The organism is Arthrobacter sp. B0316-1-20, from assembly GCF_059091865.1.
The window spans coordinates 1-19,442 of sequence record NZ_JBNHHC010000051.1 but is presented as its reverse complement, the minus strand read 5'-3'; the positions used below and the strand labels follow the sequence as shown (position 1 = coordinate 19,442).

Genomic DNA, 19,442 nt, shown 5'->3' with positions numbered 1-19,442 from the left:
TCAGCGCACCTCCTGGCGGCTGACCTTGGGTGGGGTGGTGAGTACGGCTTGGCGCCTGGCCGGTGAGCGGGGGATGAGGACCTGCATTTTGCCGATGCGGTTTCTGGCATCGCGGTAGAGGCATTCTCCCCGGCGTTCGGGGGCGACACCGCCGCGTTGCAGCGGTGAGAGGTGGTTGGTGACGACATCGACCCATTCGGGAGTATCCATCTGGGCGAGCCAGCGCAGGTTATTGCGGGCCAGGTCATCGTCGCGGTTGCGGAAAACGAAGCGCTGGGGAATCAGGCCCATCAGCTGTGCTGAGCCGAAGTCCGTGGTGGCGTCGTGGGACCCGAGGCCGACGGCTGCTTTGTGCTTGCGGCCGTAGCGGATGACGTCCTTGATCTCGTTTTCTCCCTCGGGTGAGCTGGTCATGTGGTGGGCCTCATCCACGATGAACAGGGTTTCCTGCTCATCGTTGGCAAAGCACAGGGATTTGCCGATGCCGGCCAGCAGGGCGTAAGCGGCCCGGCCGAAGATTTTCTCCAGGCCCAGGTCTTCCTTCAGGGACGGATTGAGCAGTTCATCCCGATTGGGCAGGTCCAGGCCGTGGGTGCAGAAGATGACCGCCTGTGCGTCCAGGGAGAGCGCCGGAAGACTGTCGTCAAAGAGGACGTCCCCCAGATCGGTGCTGGCGATGGTGTTGATCCGGTAGGCCAGGTTCTGGCAGGTCTGCGCGTGGGTCGCTGTGATGCCGTGACCGGATTCGAGGTGGGCCAGCAGAGCGCGCAGTGAGGTGATGTGGTGAGTGGCCGCGTACCCGGGGTCGAGGATTTTGCCGATCAGGGACCCTTCAAGGCTCATCGGCTTGATGCCGAGCATGACAGCGAACAGGGACTGGACCATCCGGGACCCGGCCCGGGGTCCGAAGATGCGCAGCGGATCGAGCGTGCTCGTCGGCCGGGCCAGATCCACCACGGTCGAGCGGGCCGGATCGAGCTGCCGGCCCAGGGCGGCCCATTCCTGATTGTCGGAACGGTCAATGACGACCAGCCGGCCGCCCCGGTCGAAGGTGTAGCCGGCCACCACTTTCAGGAAGGTAGATTTTCCGGAGCCGTTTTCGCCGGTCACCCCGAAGGAGCCCGAGATGTCGTTCTCCATGTTGCCGCCGAAATTCATGTACACCGGTGAGCGCCTGCCGCTGGAGATGTTGTCTCCGATGCGGAATCCGTGGTCTTCGCCGATGTCGGTCGAGACGATGGGCACGCCCATGGCGAATTCGCGTCCGGTGGTGAGCTGGGATAGTTCCATGGTCAGGCGGGTGGAGGGGATGCCGGGGATCATGGACCACCACAGGTCTTCCTGGCCGCCGAGGGGGGCTTCGAAGAGGAATTCGCGGCGTTTGTAGTGGCCGGCGATGAAGCGGGCTTTGTCTTTGGCGTCGTCGGGGTTGTCGGCGCCGACGGCCACGATGATGGTGGCCTGGACTTCCACTTCGCTGTCGGAGTGGGCCAGGGCGGATTGGTAGTTTCCCAGGTCGATGGCGATTTGTTCGAGTTCGCCGCCGGTGCCGGTGAGGGCCAGTTCGCCGTTGTCCTGTTGGTCGAATTGTTCGTTGAGTTTTCGTTCGGCTCGTTGGTTGCGTTGTTTGGCTTTGTCGGCGCGGGTGATGGTGCAGCGGATGGCGAAGTCGGCGTCGACGGGCAGGTCGTCGAGGGCGGCGATGAATTCGACGCCGGGGAATTCGAAGCCGCCGCGGGGGCTGCCGGTGAGCGCCATGAGGGTTTGGTAGGAAGTGGTTTCGGTGCGCTGATTGCCGATTTTGAGGTAGCGGCGCTTGAACGGGGTGAAGCGGGTGAGGCCCTCGGTGTCGGATTGTCCGCCTTCATCGATCCAGGGATCGGTGAAGACTGCCCCGGTGACGGGGCGTGTTTCCAAGGTGGGGTCGGGGTCGGGGACGCCGGGGTCCATGCCGAGTCCGCGGTTTTGCATGTGGTCGAGGATCCACAGGATTTCGGCGGCCGTGGCGGGTGTGGGGTGGAATTCGCGGGGGATGAGGGCTTCGACCTCCCCGCTGATCTGGATGGTGTTGGCCAGTTCCGTGGGTGAGGCGAAGCGGCGCGGCAGCCCGAAATGCTCTCGGAGGACGGCGTCGGCGGCATGGAGTTTGGCGGTCAGGTTCGTTTTGAGGTCCGGTTCGGACAGCGGGACGGCGAGCCAGAAGGCCCGGGTGCCGACCGGGACGGATTCGAGTTCCTGCAGCGTGAGCTCGGCTTCTTCGAGGTAGTCGGGGCACTGGTCCAACGGCACGCCTTCGAGCATTTTGTCGATGACGGCCGCCGGATCGAGGTCGGCGCACAGGCCGAGCAGCAGGGATTCGCCCAACAGGGATTGGAACAGGGCCTGATGATGGCGTTTGACCAGGAACTTGGCTTCGGCGGTGCCGTATCCGTAGGGCTGGGGCTGGAGCCGCCAGAGCGCCCAGACCGTGCCGGCCCGCGTCCACAGCAGGTTGCCGGCCATGGAGGTGATCGGGATACGGCGCATAGGGGTTCTCCTTGGCTAGCGGGAGCTGGTCTGGGACAAAAGGCGCTGGACACCGGAGGTCACGGCGGCCGGCCGCGCGGACACCGGCGGGGCCCCAGGGGGATGTGGCGGCACCGGTTCATCCGATGGGGCTTCGGCCGGTGAGGGTTCGGCCGGTGAGGGTTCGGCCGGGGGCGGTTGGGCTGTTCGTCGGGTGCGGGGCCGGCGCACCGCGACCGGCCGGCCACGGTATGTCCCCTGGCGGGGCCGGAAGGAGGCGGCTGCGGCGTCCAGGACCATGGTGGCCGGGTTCCGTCGGGTGGGCGGCAGTTTGCCGCTGAGCCAGGCGGCCGCCCACCCCGCCCCCAGGGCGAGAACGATATCCAGCAGCATGAGCCCGGAGGACCACAGGCCGCCCCGCGTCAGCAGCGCGGTGAAGCCGACGAGCAGAGCGAAGAACCCCTGGACCAGGGTGTAGGGCCCGCCGGGGATGGGGGTGCCCTCCCAGAACCGGCCCAGCATGGGCTTGACCCGGCGGACCCGGGTGTAGAACTGCCCGACTTCAGGTTCGATGGCGGCCACCGTCAGCGTCCCGAGGCGCTGAATTCACTGTCGATCAGGGACTGGACGTAGTCGGCACCGCTGATCACTCCCCAGATCAGAAGCCCGGCGGCCAAGATGCCCAGGATGATGCCGGTGATGGTCCACCGGCGCCGGTGCGCAACGTACAGGCCGATGCCTGCGGCCACGACGGTCGCCAGGCTGACGATCGTCACCTCGAGCAGGCCCAGCTTTTCGTTGACCGTGGCGATGATGCCCGTGCCGGCCTGGATCAGAAGCGAGTTCATGGATTTATCCTCCGGTTGATTCGTTGTCAGGTGATGCGGTGGGTTCCCCGGCGGGGGTCTCGGCGAGCACCGGCACCGGCCGCAGCTCTGCCACTTCCCAGCGGCCCGCCCGGGACTGCAGGGTCAGTGCATAGGTAGACGGGCTGGCCCGCTCCCCGGAGAGCAGCGATGCGGTCGCGAGGACCTCGAGCCGATCGCCGTCAGCAGGTACCTCGGCCGGGCTCGAGGCGGACAGCAGTGAGACCAGACGCACCTGCCGGTACGGGGCAGGATCGATCGGGCCAATACGTGAGCCCGGGCTGACATACCGCCCGACATCACCGTCTGCCGCCGCATAGGCGCCCAGGAAACCGGTCACGGTCGCGGCCACATCCCCGGACACGGGCAGGGACTGCGGATACTCCAGGGAGACGGCAGTGTCCGAGACGGCCGGGCCGGCCACCGGGGCCGGCAGCCCCACCACCGCCAGGCTCCCGTTATCGCCGGCAGCGACCACGACCTGATAGTGCCGCCGGACCCACGAGGCCGTCGCCCCGCCAGATACACCCTGACCAGACACATCCTGACCAGAAGCATCCTGAACGGACGCGGCCACGGTCACGGCCACCAACGGCCCGCCGTCCTGATCCACCGACACCACCGCCAGATCCTTGTACACCCACGGCACGGCCGGCAGCGCTTCGGCGGCCGAGGCGCCCAGAAAACGGTCCAGCTCCGCATGGTCGGTGCTGGTCGCGGACAGCCACGCGGCCAGATAGGCCGACGCATAGGATGAGGCCGCCGACGACCCGGAGGCTGCGGGCTGAACCGGCGCGGCGGTACGCTCCTGTGCCGACACGGCCACGGCAGTCACACCGGCCGCGATGGACAGCACACAGCTCAGCGCCACAACGCCGTAGAAGGCGCCCACGACAGCCCTGGGCAGGACGGCATGCACACCCGTCCCCGTGCGCACCGGTGAGACGGCAGCACCGGTGCGGGGTCCGGCAGACTTGCCTTTGCGTCGAAAGAATCCCGAATCCATCACTGCTCCTTCGGCATCCCGATCCGGCGGGCGGCAGCATTGGCCTGCCGCAGCTCCGGGGACCGCAGGAACGAGGCCAGGTTCTCCTGACACCCCTCATCGAAGGGACGCTCCAGCAAGTCAGCGATATGACCGTAGATCTCGTCCTCGGTCGAAATGGCAGCGGACGCGTCCGTCAGGAAGCCGGAGAGATCCTCATCCTCCAAAGCAGGAAAAACTGCTTCGCCGTCCTCGCTCATGGGTACTCCCGCCTGATCCTGTTTTCCTTGTCACCCCATGTAGGTCACCGGAAAACGCAGAGTTCCAGACGAATCAAAAAAGTATTTCCCCCGCACTCCCCCACACCCCGACTCCCCGCCGGCACGCGGAATACGGCCGCTCAATCCAGACCCCACACGGGCTCGAAACCGGTCCGCCCCCGGCGGCCGAAATTTTGATCCAGAAGCTCATCCAGAGCAGCTGAGCAACGTGGGCTCCACAGAACCCCTCGACAAAGGAGCCCCCATGAACACCGGAACCGCACCCGTGCGCATGACCACCAGAGGCGTCATCGGCAAACTCAACGCCGAATGGACCAACCGCCTGGCCAGCCGCACCGCCCACTACGGCTCCCTGGGCCAGCTCAGCGGCAGCCAGGCCGTCACGCTCCTGCAAGGATCCACCGGAGCCGAACGAGACCGCCTCTTCTACGCCATGCTCTCCGCCGCCGCCGCAGGAAACCCAGCCGCCGAACGGACCCTCCTGCAGGCCATGCTGCCCAAGACCGTCCAGTTCACCCGAACCTGCAAGGGCCTGGTCACCCTGGCCCACCAGGACGCCCAATGCCACGCCGTGGCCGCCATGTGGGAAGCCATCAGAACCTACCCCCTGCACCAGACCCAAAAGGTCTGCGCCACCCTCGTCCTCAACGCCCTCAGACTCATCACCAACTCCCACCCGGCACCGTCCCAACGATGCTTCCCCACCGACGACGCCATGCTCGAAGGCATCCTGACCAAAACCCGCGCCGACCACGGCGACGACCCGCTGCAGGAGAAGAGCGCATTCGAAGAACTCATCACCGTCATCGGATGGGCAACCGAACACGGAGTCCTCCGACCCGACGAAGCCAAACTCCTGGGCCGCTACACCGTCTCCACCAACGCCGAAAAGCACGCGCTCGCCGAAGAACTGGGACGCACACGCCGGGCACTGGGCCAGCGGATCTATCAGATCCACCGCAAACTGGCCGCAGGACTGGACCACTTTTCCGTATCCCGGGGAGATCTGGTCTAGGTGAGCACCACCAGGCGAGCACAGTATCCGGCGGCGAAGGCAACCGGAGGACCCAGCCAGGTGATAGGCCACGCACAGCAGCCCCTGTGCGGTGCATCCGCCCCTGCCGGGACCAAGTCCACATATCCACAGCAAACCGCGCACCCACTATATGAAATTAAGAAATGGGTTTTTAACTACATGGGGACCCCCGCGCATCCCTTACCGCACAAGGGATGTAAGGCAGCAGGCGTCACAGGATGCACGTGGTCAGCCGTCACAGGATGCACGTGGATAACTCCCGATTTGTTGAGCAGCGATCAACAAAACGTCACAGGATGCACGCGCTGCATCCCTGTGATTTCGGGGATTTCCCACCCTGCCAGCCGGCCCTCTGGCGGCCGGAAGACAGGCGTCACAGGATGCACGTGGAAAAACCGGCTCATCCACAGGAACCGGCCGGGCTGACCGACGGAAGAGCTCAGCACCCGTCACATCCGTCGAAAGCCGAAATCCCATGCCTGACTATCCCCAGGGCCAGCTCCTGACCGAGCGCCAGCTGCACCTCATCGACACCGCCACCAGACTGGAGCAGGAACCGGAAGCATCCGAACCCTACAGCTACGCAGCCCGCCTATGGGCCCAGCTCTCACTGCCCTACAAGGACCCGGGACAGACACCGGAGTGGACACGGCGGAACAACTCCATCACGCTGACCATCACCCCCGGGCTGGTAACGCGTCCCGACGGCACCCGGGAGCGGGCCTACCCCTACGGCGTACTCCCCCGCTATCTGATGACGTGGATGACCACCGAAGCCGTCCGCACACGCTCCCGGCATCTGGAGCTGGGAGCCTCACTGACCGCGTACCTGGCCAGGCTCGGACTGAACGGTTCGGGAGCCACCGGCAGAAGGGTCATGGACCAGCTGCACCGTCTTGCCGTCGCCAGCATGAACATCGAAGACTTGCGCACCCGGGAAGACCGGTGGGGCGTGGCGGGCGCGAACTTCAATGTCGCCTCGCGCTACGAGCTCTGGTTCAGCCGCCGGCAGACCGAACAGCCGGACCGGATGCTCGGCTCCACCATCACCCTTTCGGAAGACTTCTACCGCTCCGTCATGGAAGCCCCGGTCCCCCTCCGGCCGGAGGCGCTGCGGATCCTGGCCGGTTCTCCGATGCGCCTGGACCTGTACACCTGGCTGGTCTACCGTCTGCGCTACCTAGCCAAGCCGACCACGGTCACCTGGGGCCAGCTCGCCGGTCAGTTCGGCAGCGACTACAAACTGCAGCGGCAGTTCAAAGCCGCCTTCACCAGGAACCTGCGCGAAGTTCAGGTCATCTACCCGCAGGCGCGTTTTGCCATCATGGGCGCCGGCCTGCGGCTCCAGCCCTCCCCCGCCCACATTCGCAGCCGCAAATCCTCCAGCTGACCCCGGCACAGACGGCATGAGGGGCCCGGCACAGACGGTCTGCGCCGGGCCCCTCATCATCGCCCGATCAGAGGTAGCGGGCCAGAACAGCCGAAACCAATGCGCTGCGGGACGGAGCGCCCAGCTGTTCGGCCTTGGTATCGATCCAGGTTCGCTGCGCCGAATCCAAACGAAGCTGGATCTGAATACCTGCACCGCCCCGGCGACGGGTCACCCGCCGCGGAATCCCCGAGGAGGTGGGCGGAGGCGGGGCCACGACTGAAAAGTCTGCGGCCAGGGCACCCTCCGGGACGCTGTCGAAGGCATCGATCAACACGTCAGCATAGGTTGACCGCTCCCGGTACGTCCTTTCCTTGAGTCGCTCGAGCAGGTCGGCAGGCAGATAGACCGGGACATTCTGCGGTGCGCCCGCAACGGTCTGGGACGCCTTGGCCGGCTCGGCGCCGCTACGAGCATCGGACGCCGCAGTGTTGACCGGCGCAGCCGAGCGCGCCGGAGCCGCCTTGGGCTTGATCGGCAGGGCCTGCTTCAGCTTTGCCCCCCGGTCGGGGGTCGTAGCGAACTTGGTCGCCTGAGACTCGCGGGCAGGCATCACTTCGCTCCTTCTTCAATCTCGGCCAGGCGGGCAAGAATCTCCTCGGTCAGGGCCTCGTACTCCCCCGCCAACCCATCCATGCGCGAGGCATGGAAGCTGGTTCCATCCACCTTTCCGCTGCGCAGCGCAGCAAACCGCGCCTTATGCGCCTCAGCCACCTGCGACTCCAACTCATGAATCAGCTTGCCGGCCTTACGGGCATCGACAGCAGCGCCCTCCTGATGCCGGATCCGCGTCCTGAAAACCGGCGCGACCTCCCCCAGCATTTCTTCAAGCGACGTCCGCACCCAGCGCTCGAGCCGGCGGGATTGAACACCGACGGCAAAAAGCACAGCCCCGGCCAACTGCAGGTCCGGATTCGAGGACTTGGCCGCGACAAAGCGGTCCGCGGTCGTCTCCACCCCATCCAGCGATGCTTCATCCGACCGGGTCGTGATGACCACCGCCGTGGAGACGGCGAAGGCACCCTCCACCAGCAGCTGCTCGCCGGGAGACGTATCAATCAGGATCAGGTCATACGGATCCGCCACTGCAGAAAGACCCGAATACAGCAGGTCCGCGAAGGACCCGGCATCATCACGGCGGTTCATTCGGGCGAAAAGAATGCCCTGGAGATCGAAGAGCCCGGGACCTCCTTGAACAACATCAAGGTTCTCCCGGACCCCGATAGTGACAGGCAAGGGCTGACTGTCACTGAGGGCATCCCGCAAAGCCCGCCCGTCACTGCGCTCGTACCCCAGGTCCCGATTCAGGTTCCCCTGAGGGTCCAGATCAACCAGGAGAACACGCAGTCCCGCCGCCGCAGCGAGACCGCCCACATTGGCCACCACACTGGTCTTGCCGGTACCCCCTTTGCCATTACCGACCGCAATGACACGGGGAATCGCCTTAGCCAGCGGACGCTCAGGCGCCGAGGCAACTTTCAGAGATCGAGCCATAAAGGAAATACCTCCAGATTTCCCGCCATCAGGCGGGCTGACAATCGTGCTCCAAATCCTACTTCCCTACTACCTACATATCGGGCGACGACACCCGCGTGACGCACAGCCAGTGATCCCGATGCGAAGACACCGGTAGAACTCGCCACTCGCCTAGCCTGAGGGCTGGCAAGTTCTTTAGCCATTTACCAGGCGGCAAATACCTCTGTAGTGCAAGCTAGCTGCACTGCTAGGAAAGAAGCCGTCTAGCTAGCCGTAACCAAGGCTTGAGAGATAGCTATATGGACAGGCTGAGATATGGCTATATATATAGCCATACATATGGTTCTAGTTATGGCCTTATTTGGAAGGTCGCGGGGGGGGGGATCCTCTGAGGGAGATCGGGAAGCTGCCCCGGGAGCGGGGCAACTGCTTCACGAGTTGGCCCTCCCAGCAGAAGAGCCTCGAGCAAGAGACCGAGCCTTCATGAAAGCCAGTTGGACCGAAGACACCGGTAGCACTGGCCGCTTCCCGAGCCTTACGGATGGCCAGTTTCTTAGCAGGTCCTCAGGCGAGATATACATCTGTGCTGCAGGCTAGCTGCACTGCTAGGAAAGCAGCGGTTCAGCCTGCCCCAACCGAGGCATGAAGGATAGCTGTATGGACCGGGTGATACATGGCCATATATATAGCCATACATGTGGTTTCAGTTATGGCCTTATTTGGAAGGTCGCGAAGGGATCCACCGAGGGAGATCGGGAAGCTGCCCAGGAGCGGGGCAACTGCCTGCGGGAGCTGGCCATCCCAGCAGCAGGGCCTCGAGCAAGAAACCGAGCCTCATGAAAGCCAGTTGGACCGCCAGATGGTGGGCAATCCCAATAACAGGCAACCACGCGTCCCGCAGCGCGACCTGAATAGCAGCGGATATGGCTAGCGATACCGCTATACATATGGTCTTGCTTATGGCCTTACCGGAAAGTCACGCAGAGACCATCCGGTCGAGGGCAGGGGGAGTTCCCGGAGAATGGGGCAGGCGGGTGGCAGACTAAATGCTCGGGAGCAGTAGAAGAAGCCGCAGGATTTCGACCTACACCCATTGAGGAGAACACAAGCAAGACGACGAGGCGGGTGGATTAGGTGGGCGGCGGTGAAACGGTTCGCTGCAGGATCTCGAAGAGCCGTGCGAGCTCGGCAGCATTAAAGCTGTACTTGACCCGCCTGCCGTTGCGTTCACCTCTGGGTACATCAGCGCACACGGCGCCGGCCTCCTCAAGGACCGCCAAATTACTGCTGACCGTAACCAGGCGGAGCCCCAGAGCGTCGGCGATGACGCCGGAACCGGCCGGTCCGCTCATGGACAGGTATCGCAGGATGGCGAGCCGGATAGGGGATCCCACAACAATGCTGGCGCGTTCGGCGTCTTTCGGCAGGACCACACGGGCAATTCGCGGCATGGGCCAATTCTGCCCCACCGGACAAGAGGCGCAATCCCAACCTTTATTAAAAATAAGAGCTATGTTACTTTCACCGTGTCAGATCAGCAGGCCGCACAGAAGGGTCCTCCCGTGACAGTCATCGAGAAGGAAGCACCCGAAGGCAACCAGGAACCCCTAAAACATCGGGAGCAGGGACACGCGCCGTGGAAGCCACCTGCGCGTATCGCCAAGCAGAGGCCCGCCTTCCTCGCAGTGGCGCTTTCGCTCGCACTCCTCGGCGGCCTGATCACCTGGTACGGCGTCAACGCCAACGGCCAAAGGCCGGTGATCGTGGCCAAAACGGACATCCTGCGCGGGGAGACCATCGAGGCTGCGGACCTGGGAACCATCGAGGTAGCCAAAGACGCCTCCAACCTCGTGCCCGCCGAACAGTCCGGCCAGGTCATTGGCCAGAAAGCGCTGGTGGACATGCCTGCCGGCTCCCTCTTTACCGGCTCCCACACCGGATCTTCGCTCGGAGTTGAGGAAGGCAAGTCGGTGGTTGGCATCGGTGTGGGCTCGACCAATGTCCCCTCGCGCCCCCTGCGGGCCGGGGACAGGGTTCGGATCATCCAAACGCCCCTGGAAGGACAGGCTGGTGCGGCATCGGATGAATCCGTGCCCGGAATCGTGGACGCAACCCGCTTCGATGAGGTTAAAGGAATAACCGTTGTGGACGTCATCGTCGACTCCGGCACCGCCCCCACAGTGGTCCAGTGGCCAGCAGCCGGCACCGCCGGCATCTCACTGGAAGCAGGGGAGGGCAGCGGCGAATGAGCATGATCGCCCTCGCAAGCGCAGGAACCTCTCCCGGTGTCACCTCGACAGCGGTTGCCCTGACCCTTGGCTGGACACGGCCGGCGCTGCTGGTCGAAGCCGATACCTCCAAGCCGTCATCGGTCATCCCGGGCTTCATGCAGGCGGGAATGGATGCGAGCCGGGGTCTGCTGCCGCTGGCGGTGAGTGCCTCGAGGGAAGGAATGAGCGCCGAAACCGTGTGGGAAGAGCTGATCCCGCTTCATCATGAGCCCGGTTCGGTGCCCGAAGGCTATGACAAGTATGTTCTGCCGGCCTTTTCCAATATCACCGCAGCACGCGGAATGGACGGTCTCTGGTCGGAGCTGTCCCAGACGCTTTCTCAACTGGGAACCGCCGGGGTGGAGGTTTTCATCGATGCCGGGCGGCTTGCGGAAAATGATGCGCGGCTTCCCCTCATCACCGGATCCGACATGGTGCTCCTGGTAATCCAGCCGACCCTGGCTGCAACAGCTGCCTTGGCCGCCTACCTGAACGGGGTGAAAGCGGCACTGGCCGCCCACGGAAAATCCGAACGTCTGGGACTGGTGGTGGTGGAACATCCGACCCAGAACATCCCTTCGCGGGAAATAACGCAGTATCTTCGGGTGCCCGTGCTGGCCCGGATCCCGTGGGACCCGCGTGCTGCTGCCGTGTATTCGACCGGCGCCCCCAAGCCAACCGGTTTCCGAAAGGCCGCCCACGGGTCGTCCATCCGGGCGCTCGGTGCCGCCCTCGAGGGGCAGCTGAAGGCCTATGCGGATGTGCTGGACCGCGGGATCACCTACCGCCAGGAGGCTGGGAATGTCCGATAAACCGTCAGAGTTCAACCTCCAGTCGCTTCCTTTTTTCACTGCACGCAACCGGGACAGCGGCGAAGTGAAAGTGCCCGTAGCAGCTGCCGCCCACCTCACCCGGGGAGCTTCTGCAGCCGCACCTTCGGCGACCATGCCCGAGGACCTGGCCAGCATGTCCGATTTCGAACGCGACCTGCAGACCGCAGAAGAGGCCGACAGCCTCGACAGCACACAGTTCTGGACCGTGGTGGCGACCCTTCGGGGACGGGCCGCCGATGCCCAGGCCAGAGAGCTGGAAGGCCGCAGCGGGCTCTCGGACCGGGAGAAGGAAGCGCTGGGGCAGCAGTGCATCATTCAGGTCGTCTCCGAACATGTCCAGGAACAGATGCGTTCGGGAGGACAGCGGCAGGTATGGTCCGAGACCTATCAGAGCCGGGTCCGCCAGGCCGTGTTCGACCAAATGTTCAGGCTGGGCCGGTACCAGGACCTGATCGACGATGAAAACGTGGAAAACATCCACATCCACGGACACGACGTGGTCTTCGCCGAGTACGCGGGCGGCCGGATGGTCCGCAAGGCCCCCGTGGCGGTTTCCGATGAACAGCTCATGGAGGACCTGCAGTTCTTCGCCAACAGAAACGGCGAAGGCGCCCGGCCTTTTTCATCGGCCCATCCTGACCTGGACATGGACCTGCTGGGCTACATCCGCCTTGCAGCGGTAGCCCCGCCCATTGCTGAACGCCCATCGGCCGTCTTCCGCATCCATCGGTACACCAACATCACCCTGGAAGAACTGGTCGGGCTCGGGACCCTCACACCGGCCATGGCGCATTTCCTCACAGTTGCCGTAAAGGCCAAGAAATCGATCGTCATCAGCGGATTCGGCGGGGACGGAAAAACAACCCTGATGCGGGCCATCGCCGCCAAGATCGGCCCTGATGAGCAGATCGTGACCATTGAAAAAGAGCGGGAACTGCACCTGGACCAGCTTTCCGGCCGCCGGGTGCCGCCCTTTGCCCTGCAGTACCGTCCGGGCACGGGCGAGCGCGACGCCAACGGCCATTCGCCGGGGGAATACACGCTGGAAAAGGCGATGGAGAAGGCGCTGCGGCTCAACAGTCAGCGGATTCTGGTCGGTGAGGTCCGAGGTCAGGAAATTGTGGCCATGCTGCAGGCGATGCAGACGGGGGCCGGGACCTTCAGTACCACCCATGCCTATGATCCGGATGACTGCATTGACCGTCTGGCCGGTCTGGGGTTGAACATTTACGGCGAGGAGTACATGAACCGGCAGCTGGGCCGGCACCTGGACTTCGTTGTTCAGCTGGCCAAGGTAGACCTGCCGGGTGGGAAAGTGGTCCGCAAGGTCACCCACATTGCCGAAGTGCTGCCCGGCGAAGGAGACCGCAAGGTATCCACCCAGGACATCTTCCGTCTTGAGCCGGGGGAGGACGAGGCCCGGTTTGTGGCGCTGCCCTCCAACGTCCGCCTCCGGAGCGATCTGGCCCGGGCAGGGCTGGATGCCGGCCGCTTCCAGGCGGGAGGGCGGGCATGAACGGGTTGATGATTTCCTTTGGGGTCGTTCTGGTGATTTTCGGTTTGCTCGCCGCGGCCGTCTTAGCCCTGACTGCTGCGCCGGAGGCCCGTTACCGGCCGCCGGGTCGGCTGGAGCTTCGGATCCGCGCTCTTCGCCACGGTATGTCCCCCAGGCTGCAGCTGCGGTTGCTGGCGGGGCTGGTGCTGGGTGTGGTGCTGGCGGCGCTGACCGGCTGGATCATCTTCGTGGTCCTGAGTCCTTTGGTCATTGCCGGAGCTCCGGTGATCTTCTCTGATGCCGCGGAGAAGCAGCAGACGGAACGGCTCTCGGCACTGGAGGGCTGGTCCCGGTCGCTGTCCGGGCTGATCGTCAGCGGGGCGCCCCTTGAACGGGCACTGATTGCCTCGCTGTCCAACGCCCCGCCCCCGATATACCGGGAGGTTTCCCGGCTGGTGTCCCGGCTTGAAGGCGGATGGCCCACTTCGGAGGCCCTGCAGGCCTTCGCGGATGATCTGGACGATCCGACCGGGGATCTGGTGGTCATGAACCTCACCCTGGCAGCCAAACAGCGCGGTCAGGGCCTGGTCAATGCTCTGGATGATCTTTCCGGCATCGTCTACGAGGAGGTCAAGGTCCGCCGGCAGATTTCCTCGGATCGGGCCAAGCCCCGGTTGAATGCACGCATCGTCATGGCCATCACCGTGTTCATGCTGGTCTGTCTGCCCTTTGTCGGGACGTTCGCTGAACCGTATAAGACGCCGCTGGGCCAGCTGATCTATGCCGGGTGGATTGGCATGATCGTGGCCATCCTCCTGCAGATGCGACGACTCGTCACGCCACGGCCGGCCGCCCGGCTGATGGGAACCACCGGCGGAAGGAACCTCTGAGATGGAGATCTTCATCGGGGGAGCGCTGCTGGGGCTGGGTCTTGCCGTTCTGGTGGCGCCGCTGCTGCCGTCCCGACCCAAGCTTGCGGCGGCCATGGAACGCATGGGGTCGGCCGAAAGCAGAATCGACACCGGTCCGGCTGATTTTCAATCCCGTATCGGCAGCTGGATCGTCCGGCATCTTCCGGCCCTTCCCTTTCTGGCAGCGCCGGCCAGGGATCTGGTGCTGGTCGGGATCAGCAGTGCCAGGTTCTACTACCAAAAGGCCGTTTGGGCCGTGGGATTCATCGTCTTCGTCCTCTGCCTGGGAATCTACAGCCAGCTGCTCACGGGCATCCCGATCATCATTCCGGCCGCTGCAGCGGTCCCGGCGGCAGCCATCGGCTGGTTCATCCCTGACTATCTGCTGAAAAACCAGGCGGCCAATGCCCGGCAGGAATTCGCCCGGGCGGTCGCGGTCTATCTTGAACTGGTCGCCGCCGAACGGCGCCGGGACGCACCTCCGGCCGTGGCCTTGGAAAACGCCGCCCAGATCGGAGGTTCCTGGGTCTTCCGCCGCATCAACCAGGAACTGACCCGGTCCCGCTACGACCACGTTCAGCCGTGGGAAGCGCTGCTGAATCTGGCAGATGAAATCGGGGTGCCGGAGCTGGCAGAGGCAGCAAAGATCGTCCGCCTCTCCGGGAACAATGGCGCCGCCGTCTATGAGGCGCTGCGCAGCGCCGGGAAGGGCTTGCGGCTGAGGATGCTCAACAACGAACACACCAAGGCCAACAAGGCCTCCGAACAGATGGCCATCATGATCACGGTGCTGGCTCTGGTCTTCACCGGCATCGTGCTGACCCCGCTGATCATGAACCTCATGTAAAGGCCACTCTCGATCCGACCTACCCCAAGTGACCGTCAGAAAACCTCAACAGGGAGTAAAAATGTACAGTCTCATCCTTAAGCTCCAGCTGCTCATTCTCGGGCTCTCCGATGCCGCCACCGGCCGGATGCGCAGACTGCGCGCCCAGGCCGAACGCGGTGACAACGGAGTCGGAACCGTCCTGCTTATCATCGGCATCATCGCCATCGCCACCATCGTCGTCGGTGCCATCACCGCCTTCGTCAACAGCAAGACCGCCCTGATCAAGTAGCGATGACCAGCCGTGCGCGCCAAATCCCGGAGCAGGGAAATTCACCGGTCGGATTCGTCATCATTGCCCCACTGCTGTTCTCCATGATTTTCGGACTCGTGCAGGTGGGCATGATGTACCACGCCCACAACGTGGCCCATGCGGCTGCCTCGGCTGCCTACAACGACTCCCGCACCATCAACGGAACCACTTCCTCGGCACAGGCAGCCGCCGGCGCAGTCCTGGCCGAAAACGGTACGTCCCTGACGGCAACCAACGTATCGGTGCATCGAACAGCCGCATCGGTCACCGTCACCGTCACGGGCAAAGCTCCCGCGCTGGTCCCGCTGGGGCAGGGCCCGGACATTCGCCAGGAAGTCTCCGGGCCGACCGAAAGGTGGATCAGCCGATGAGAAAGCGTTTCCAGAGGCTTCGGGCACGAGGCAGGGAAGCCGGCGAAGGCGTCAGCCTGGTCATCATCCTTCCGGTCATCATTCTCATCCTGGGCCTCTTCCTCCTTGCCGGACGGGTCGCGATCGCCGGCAACGCTGTCACCAGCGCAGCGAACGCAGCCGCCCGTGACGCATCACTGGCACGTGAACCAGGCACCGCCAGGCAGAACGCCCGGCAGGCGGCACAGCGCATCCTGACCCAGCAGGACATCGCCTGCTCATCCCTGTCCGTGGACGTTGATACCGCCGGGCTGCACGCAGCCGTCGGACAACCGGCCACGGTGTCAGCCACCGTCACCTGCGTGGCCAATCTCAGTGACATCGCCATCCCCGGAATCCCGGGTAGCCGCACCATGAGCGCTTCCGGGGCCTCTCCGGTCGACATGTACAGGCAAAGATAGGAGGTACCGCAATGCACACCAGCCCAGATCACCGCGAGCGGGGCGACTCCTCGATCCTCCTGCTACTTCTTGTCCCGGTCCTGCTTCTGGTCGTCGGGCTCGTGGTCGATGGCGGAGGCAAGATCCAGGCAGACGAGGAAGCAACTCTGGTCGCACAATCAGCGGCCCGGGCAGGTGTCAACGCCGCGGTGAACCCGGACCTCGGCACCGGCGGCACCGCCCGAATTTCCCCCGGGCAGGCCATACAGGCGGCCAACGCCTACCTGGCATCCGCCGGGGTATCAGGACACGCCACCGCCAACAGCCAGACCGTCACCGTCACCGCCCAGATCCCCTACACCCCCAAATTCCTGCCCGTTGGTACGTTGACCGGAGAAGGAAGCGGCTCAGCCGAATTGCTGCAGGAACCCTAGAGAGGAAACAGAACTGATGATGAAGAACCGCGGCGGGGGAATGACAGCAGTAGTACTGGCGGCCACCGGCGTCCTGCTCGCCGGCTGTGCCCCCGCATCAGAAGGCACCGCAAGCCCTGCCAGCGAACCGGCCGGCACTCCGTCGGCGAGCGCCAGCCCGAGCCCCAGCACCAGCCTGGAGGCGAGCGCCGGTACCAGCCCGGAGGTTTCGCCCGTGAGCGGACCGGTGAAACGCGAAGCACCGAAGTCCGAGGACGAAGCTGTAGAGGCTGCCTTTGAGACCGTGAAGCTGCTGTGGCGCACCGAAGACGAACTGAGCAATGCCAGAAAGGTGGAGTTCGACGTCGTAGACAAAATCACCGTCGAACCGACCCGCAGCAATGTCCATCAGTTCCTGGAGAAGTCAGCGACGGTTTCCACTGATTATGACGGTCTGCGCACGATTGAACTGCTGAATGGATATTCCTCGGTAATGGCGATTGAAGGGGCACCGCAGGTTGAGCATGGCTACGTGACGGTAGAGATCTGCAACGACACTTCTGCCATTACGGGGACTGAGCCAAATGGTGAGCCAGCCGAGATGCCACAGATGCTTCGCTTCAAGATGGAAGTGGGCGTTCTCTATGATCCGACGGACGGGTACTGGAAGGTCCGTGATACTCCGCTTCCAGAGGAACCCGAAGCATGTTAGCCCGGGGGATCTCAGCCGCCCTGACGGTCCTGCTCATGGTTCTACTGGGGATTGCACCAGCTGCGGCTGCAGCCGAAGTGATTTGTGACTCCCGAGGCAAGTGCACATCGGTGCTCAAGCAGCCAAGCGATACCGGTGGCGGCAAGAGTGATGGGCCGATCGTTGAAGCAGATCCAGTCACTGGGATTCAGCCGGGGCCGACGACCTGTGAAAACGGCGGCAAGGAAATCGCCTGTACTGATGAAAAGCATGGTGCATGGTCAAATGCCGACAGTTGCTACTGGAAGCTGCAGTCGCCTCAGGATCTGCCGCCGTCCGGGAAGGATGCCGGTGAGGGTGCCTGGTACCTGTGTACCAATGCTGCGAGTGAGTGCGATGACGGGGATCAGTTTTGTCGCCCGGGAATCCGCACGTCAGTCAGAAGGTGGCTCTCTGAGCCCCCGGCCGGTGTTGACCAGTTGACCCCGGCGCAGGCGGCCCAGGTGCTGATCTCCACATTCCAACTCAAGGGTGCGGACATCGGCATGGTGCCCCGGTATGAGGAGGGCGGGAAAGGTGCGGTGGGCTTGCCGGTATGGATGTGGGTCAAAAACACAGCCGATCCGCTTGCCTGGGGTCCGTATGAGCGCACCGCCACTCTGGGCGGTGTCACGGTGACCGCGACGGCGGAAGTCAGTGAGGTGGTGTGGAACATGGGCGATGGAAATACGGTGGTCTGCCGTACGGCCGGGACGGAGTATGTGACCGGGTACGGCAACAGGATGTCTCCTGACTGCGGGTACCGGTACCCGCAGATGAGCCCGCGCGAGGGGCAGCTGCCTTATACGGTGACTGCTTTCTCGAATTGGCAGGTGTCGTGGACCGGTGGCGGTCAAAGCGGATCCGAGAGCACTCAAACCCAGTCCGAGGCACAGGTCAGGATCGGCGAACTGCAGGCGGTAAACGTCAACCGGTAAGGCAGAGCGAATCGCAGGACAGCAAAAGCCAGCATGGAATGACCTATACCGAGTAGACGCCCATTGCGGTCAGCAACGAAGAAAAAGGGACAGATGAGATTCATCAAGGGAGCGGCTGCCTTAGCGGTCCTCGTGGCGCTGACAGTCGGGATTCCCGCTGCACTGATCATCGTGGCGGGCAATCCAATACCGCCAGTCGAGGAGCTGCGGACTCTCCTGACCATGCCGGACCTCGGCGGCAGGCTCCTGATGGGCACCGTCATCCCGCTGATTGCCTGGGCGGCCTGGGCAACTTTCGCCATCCCAGTCCTGCTCGCCATCCCCGCAGCCCTGCGGGGCCTTCCCGCCCCGCGCATCCGCGGACTGGGGACACAACAGGCCTTCGCCTCGCTGCTGGTCGGCTCGGTCGTCGCCATGCTCTCCATGTCATCGGCCGCTCCTGCGCTCGCCGCTGACAACCAGCAAGAGCCCGTCGCCGTCGCTGCCCAGGTAGAGAAGACAGGCGCGGAAACCGGGACCGGGGGACAGGGGAGGACCATTACCGCAGGCCCCGCAGCAGCAGACCGGGCAGCGGAACAGCAGCAACCGCAGTACACCGTCGCTGCCGGTGACTCACTGTGGAAGATCGCCGAAGAACGGCTCGGCGATGGTGCCCGTTTCCTTGAAATCGCCCAGCTGAACTATGGCAAACCGCAGCCGGGCGGAATGAGCCTTGGCGCGGACCACTGGATCGATCCGGGATGGACCCTCGTGCTGCCCGCCGATGCCAAACAAGCCCCGGCGGCAGCTGATTACACGGTCGAGCCGGGCGATACGCTCTCCGCCATCGCCGCCGAACAGCTCGGTGGCGCTGACCGGTACCCGGAGATCTTTGAAGCCAGCAAGGGCCTCGACCAGCCCCACGGACAGCAACTGAACGATCCGGACCTGATCCTGCCCGGCTGGCAGTTGGATCTGCCCAACGGTACGTCCCCCCAGACCATCCAGGACGGTTCATCCGCCGCTCCACCCGCCGTAGCCCCGGCTCCCGCCCCGGCCATGGATCAGGAGAATCCCGGACCATCAGAGAGCTCCGCGGCGGCCGAAACCGCGCCGGAGACCGGCCCGGTCGCCAGCGGTCTTGGCCCCAACATCGTTCTCGACGAGCCGCTCGAAGCCAGCGCCCAGGCCACCCCGGAGGTCTCGGAGACAGAAGATACCGCCGAAGCCGAGGAACCCCTGCCCGTCCGCACCGCCGGAGGAATCGGAGCGTTCATGGCCGCAGGTCTGCTCTCGGTTCTCGGCTTGCGCCGGATGCGCCAGCGCAAACGCCGCAAGGCCGGCGAGCGCGTCGTGATGCCCGAAG

At 64.2% G+C, this 19,442-nt stretch carries 22 protein-coding genes; 14 read left to right on the top strand and 8 right to left on the bottom strand.

Annotated elements, in window-relative coordinates:
- The 5 genes from AC5RW2_RS35870 to AC5RW2_RS35850 are packed head-to-tail and all read right to left on the bottom strand — an operon-like array spanning position 1 to position 4,616.
- Positions 1-2,526 (bottom strand): ATP-binding protein, encoded by a 2,526-nt coding sequence (locus tag AC5RW2_RS35870; RefSeq protein WP_494032055.1) that lies wholly within the window; start codon positions 2,524-2,526, stop codon positions 1-3.
- Between the two features lie 15 nt (positions 2,527-2,541).
- The gene (locus tag AC5RW2_RS35865) at positions 2,542-3,087 is read right to left on the bottom strand and encodes a hypothetical protein (RefSeq protein ID WP_494032054.1); all 546 of its coding nucleotides are present in this window, start codon (positions 3,085-3,087) and stop codon (positions 2,542-2,544) included.
- 2 nt (positions 3,088-3,089) lie between these two features.
- A complete protein-coding gene (locus AC5RW2_RS35860; RefSeq protein WP_494032053.1) occupies positions 3,090-3,353 on the bottom strand; it encodes a hypothetical protein in 264 nt (87 codons plus the stop codon).
- Positions 3,354-3,357: 4 nt separating this feature from the next.
- Positions 3,358-4,377, bottom strand: coding sequence for a conjugal transfer protein (locus tag AC5RW2_RS35855; protein ID WP_494032052.1), 1,020 nt, complete (start codon positions 4,375-4,377; stop codon positions 3,358-3,360).
- Positions 4,377-4,616, bottom strand: a complete 240-nt coding sequence (locus tag AC5RW2_RS35850) for a hypothetical protein (protein ID WP_494032051.1) — start codon at positions 4,614-4,616, stop codon at positions 4,377-4,379. Before AC5RW2_RS35850 ends, AC5RW2_RS35855 begins: the two co-directional genes overlap by 1 nt.
- 265 nt (positions 4,617-4,881) lie before the next feature.
- Between AC5RW2_RS35850 and AC5RW2_RS35845 the strand changes: the two genes are divergently transcribed.
- Positions 4,882-5,652: a hypothetical protein gene (locus AC5RW2_RS35845; RefSeq protein ID WP_494032050.1), complete on the top strand. Its 771-nt coding sequence runs from the start codon at positions 4,882-4,884 to the stop codon at positions 5,650-5,652.
- Positions 5,653-6,148: 496 nt separating this feature from the next.
- On the top strand, positions 6,149-7,063 hold the full coding sequence (locus tag AC5RW2_RS35840; RefSeq protein WP_494032049.1) for a replication protein RepA: 915 nt from the start codon (positions 6,149-6,151) through the stop codon (positions 7,061-7,063).
- A 67-nt stretch (positions 7,064-7,130) separates the two neighbouring features.
- Here AC5RW2_RS35840 and AC5RW2_RS35835 read toward each other — a convergent pair whose 3' ends face one another.
- The 3 genes from AC5RW2_RS35835 to AC5RW2_RS35825 form a co-directional block, all read right to left on the bottom strand.
- Positions 7,131-7,655, bottom strand: coding sequence for a hypothetical protein (locus AC5RW2_RS35835; RefSeq protein WP_494032048.1), 525 nt, complete (start codon positions 7,653-7,655; stop codon positions 7,131-7,133).
- Positions 7,655-8,596, bottom strand: coding sequence for a ParA family protein (locus AC5RW2_RS35830; RefSeq protein WP_494032047.1), 942 nt, complete (start codon positions 8,594-8,596; stop codon positions 7,655-7,657). Before AC5RW2_RS35830 ends, AC5RW2_RS35835 begins: the two co-directional genes overlap by 1 nt.
- Before the next feature lie 1,112 nt (positions 8,597-9,708).
- Positions 9,709-10,029: an ArsR/SmtB family transcription factor gene (locus tag AC5RW2_RS35825; protein ID WP_494032046.1), complete on the bottom strand. Its 321-nt coding sequence runs from the start codon at positions 10,027-10,029 to the stop codon at positions 9,709-9,711.
- Between the two features lie 111 nt (positions 10,030-10,140).
- Between AC5RW2_RS35825 and AC5RW2_RS35820 the strand changes: the two genes are divergently transcribed.
- From AC5RW2_RS35820 to AC5RW2_RS35765, 12 genes are all read left to right on the top strand, one after another.
- Positions 10,141-10,827 (top strand): SAF domain-containing protein, encoded by a 687-nt coding sequence (locus tag AC5RW2_RS35820; protein ID WP_494032045.1) that lies wholly within the window; start codon positions 10,141-10,143, stop codon positions 10,825-10,827.
- The gene (locus tag AC5RW2_RS35815; protein ID WP_494032044.1) at positions 10,824-11,660 is read left to right on the top strand and encodes a hypothetical protein; all 837 of its coding nucleotides are present in this window, start codon (positions 10,824-10,826) and stop codon (positions 11,658-11,660) included. Before AC5RW2_RS35820 ends, AC5RW2_RS35815 begins: the two co-directional genes overlap by 4 nt.
- Entirely contained in the window at positions 11,650-13,197 is a 1,548-nt protein-coding gene (locus AC5RW2_RS35810; RefSeq protein ID WP_494032043.1) for a TadA family conjugal transfer-associated ATPase, read from the top strand. The genes AC5RW2_RS35815 and AC5RW2_RS35810 overlap by 11 nt, the downstream gene beginning before the upstream one ends.
- Positions 13,194-14,066: a type II secretion system F family protein gene (locus tag AC5RW2_RS35805; RefSeq protein ID WP_494032042.1), complete on the top strand. Its 873-nt coding sequence runs from the start codon at positions 13,194-13,196 to the stop codon at positions 14,064-14,066. The genes AC5RW2_RS35810 and AC5RW2_RS35805 overlap by 4 nt, the downstream gene beginning before the upstream one ends.
- Before the next feature lies 1 nt (position 14,067).
- A complete protein-coding gene (locus tag AC5RW2_RS35800) occupies positions 14,068-14,934 on the top strand; it encodes a TadC protein (protein WP_494032041.1) in 867 nt (288 codons plus the stop codon).
- A 61-nt stretch (positions 14,935-14,995) separates the two neighbouring features.
- Positions 14,996-15,205, top strand: coding sequence for a hypothetical protein (locus tag AC5RW2_RS35795; protein ID WP_494032040.1), 210 nt, complete (start codon positions 14,996-14,998; stop codon positions 15,203-15,205).
- 2 nt (positions 15,206-15,207) lie between these two features.
- Positions 15,208-15,597 (top strand): TadE family protein, encoded by a 390-nt coding sequence (locus tag AC5RW2_RS35790; protein ID WP_494032039.1) that lies wholly within the window; start codon positions 15,208-15,210, stop codon positions 15,595-15,597.
- Positions 15,594-16,037 (top strand): pilus assembly protein, encoded by a 444-nt coding sequence (locus AC5RW2_RS35785; protein ID WP_494032038.1) that lies wholly within the window; start codon positions 15,594-15,596, stop codon positions 16,035-16,037. The genes AC5RW2_RS35790 and AC5RW2_RS35785 overlap by 4 nt, the downstream gene beginning before the upstream one ends.
- A gap of 11 nt (positions 16,038-16,048) precedes the next feature.
- Complete coding sequence (locus tag AC5RW2_RS35780) at positions 16,049-16,450, top strand: pilus assembly protein TadG-related protein (protein ID WP_494032037.1); 402 nt, start codon at positions 16,049-16,051, stop codon at positions 16,448-16,450.
- A gap of 16 nt (positions 16,451-16,466) precedes the next feature.
- Entirely contained in the window at positions 16,467-17,141 is a 675-nt protein-coding gene (locus AC5RW2_RS35775; RefSeq protein WP_494037068.1) for a hypothetical protein, read from the top strand.
- A 110-nt stretch (positions 17,142-17,251) separates the two neighbouring features.
- Positions 17,252-18,097, top strand: coding sequence for a hypothetical protein (locus AC5RW2_RS35770; protein WP_494032035.1), 846 nt, complete (start codon positions 17,252-17,254; stop codon positions 18,095-18,097).
- A 93-nt stretch (positions 18,098-18,190) separates the two neighbouring features.
- A partial coding sequence (locus tag AC5RW2_RS35765) for a LysM peptidoglycan-binding domain-containing protein (RefSeq protein ID WP_494075086.1) occupies positions 18,191-19,442 on the top strand: 1,252 nt, incomplete at its 3' end.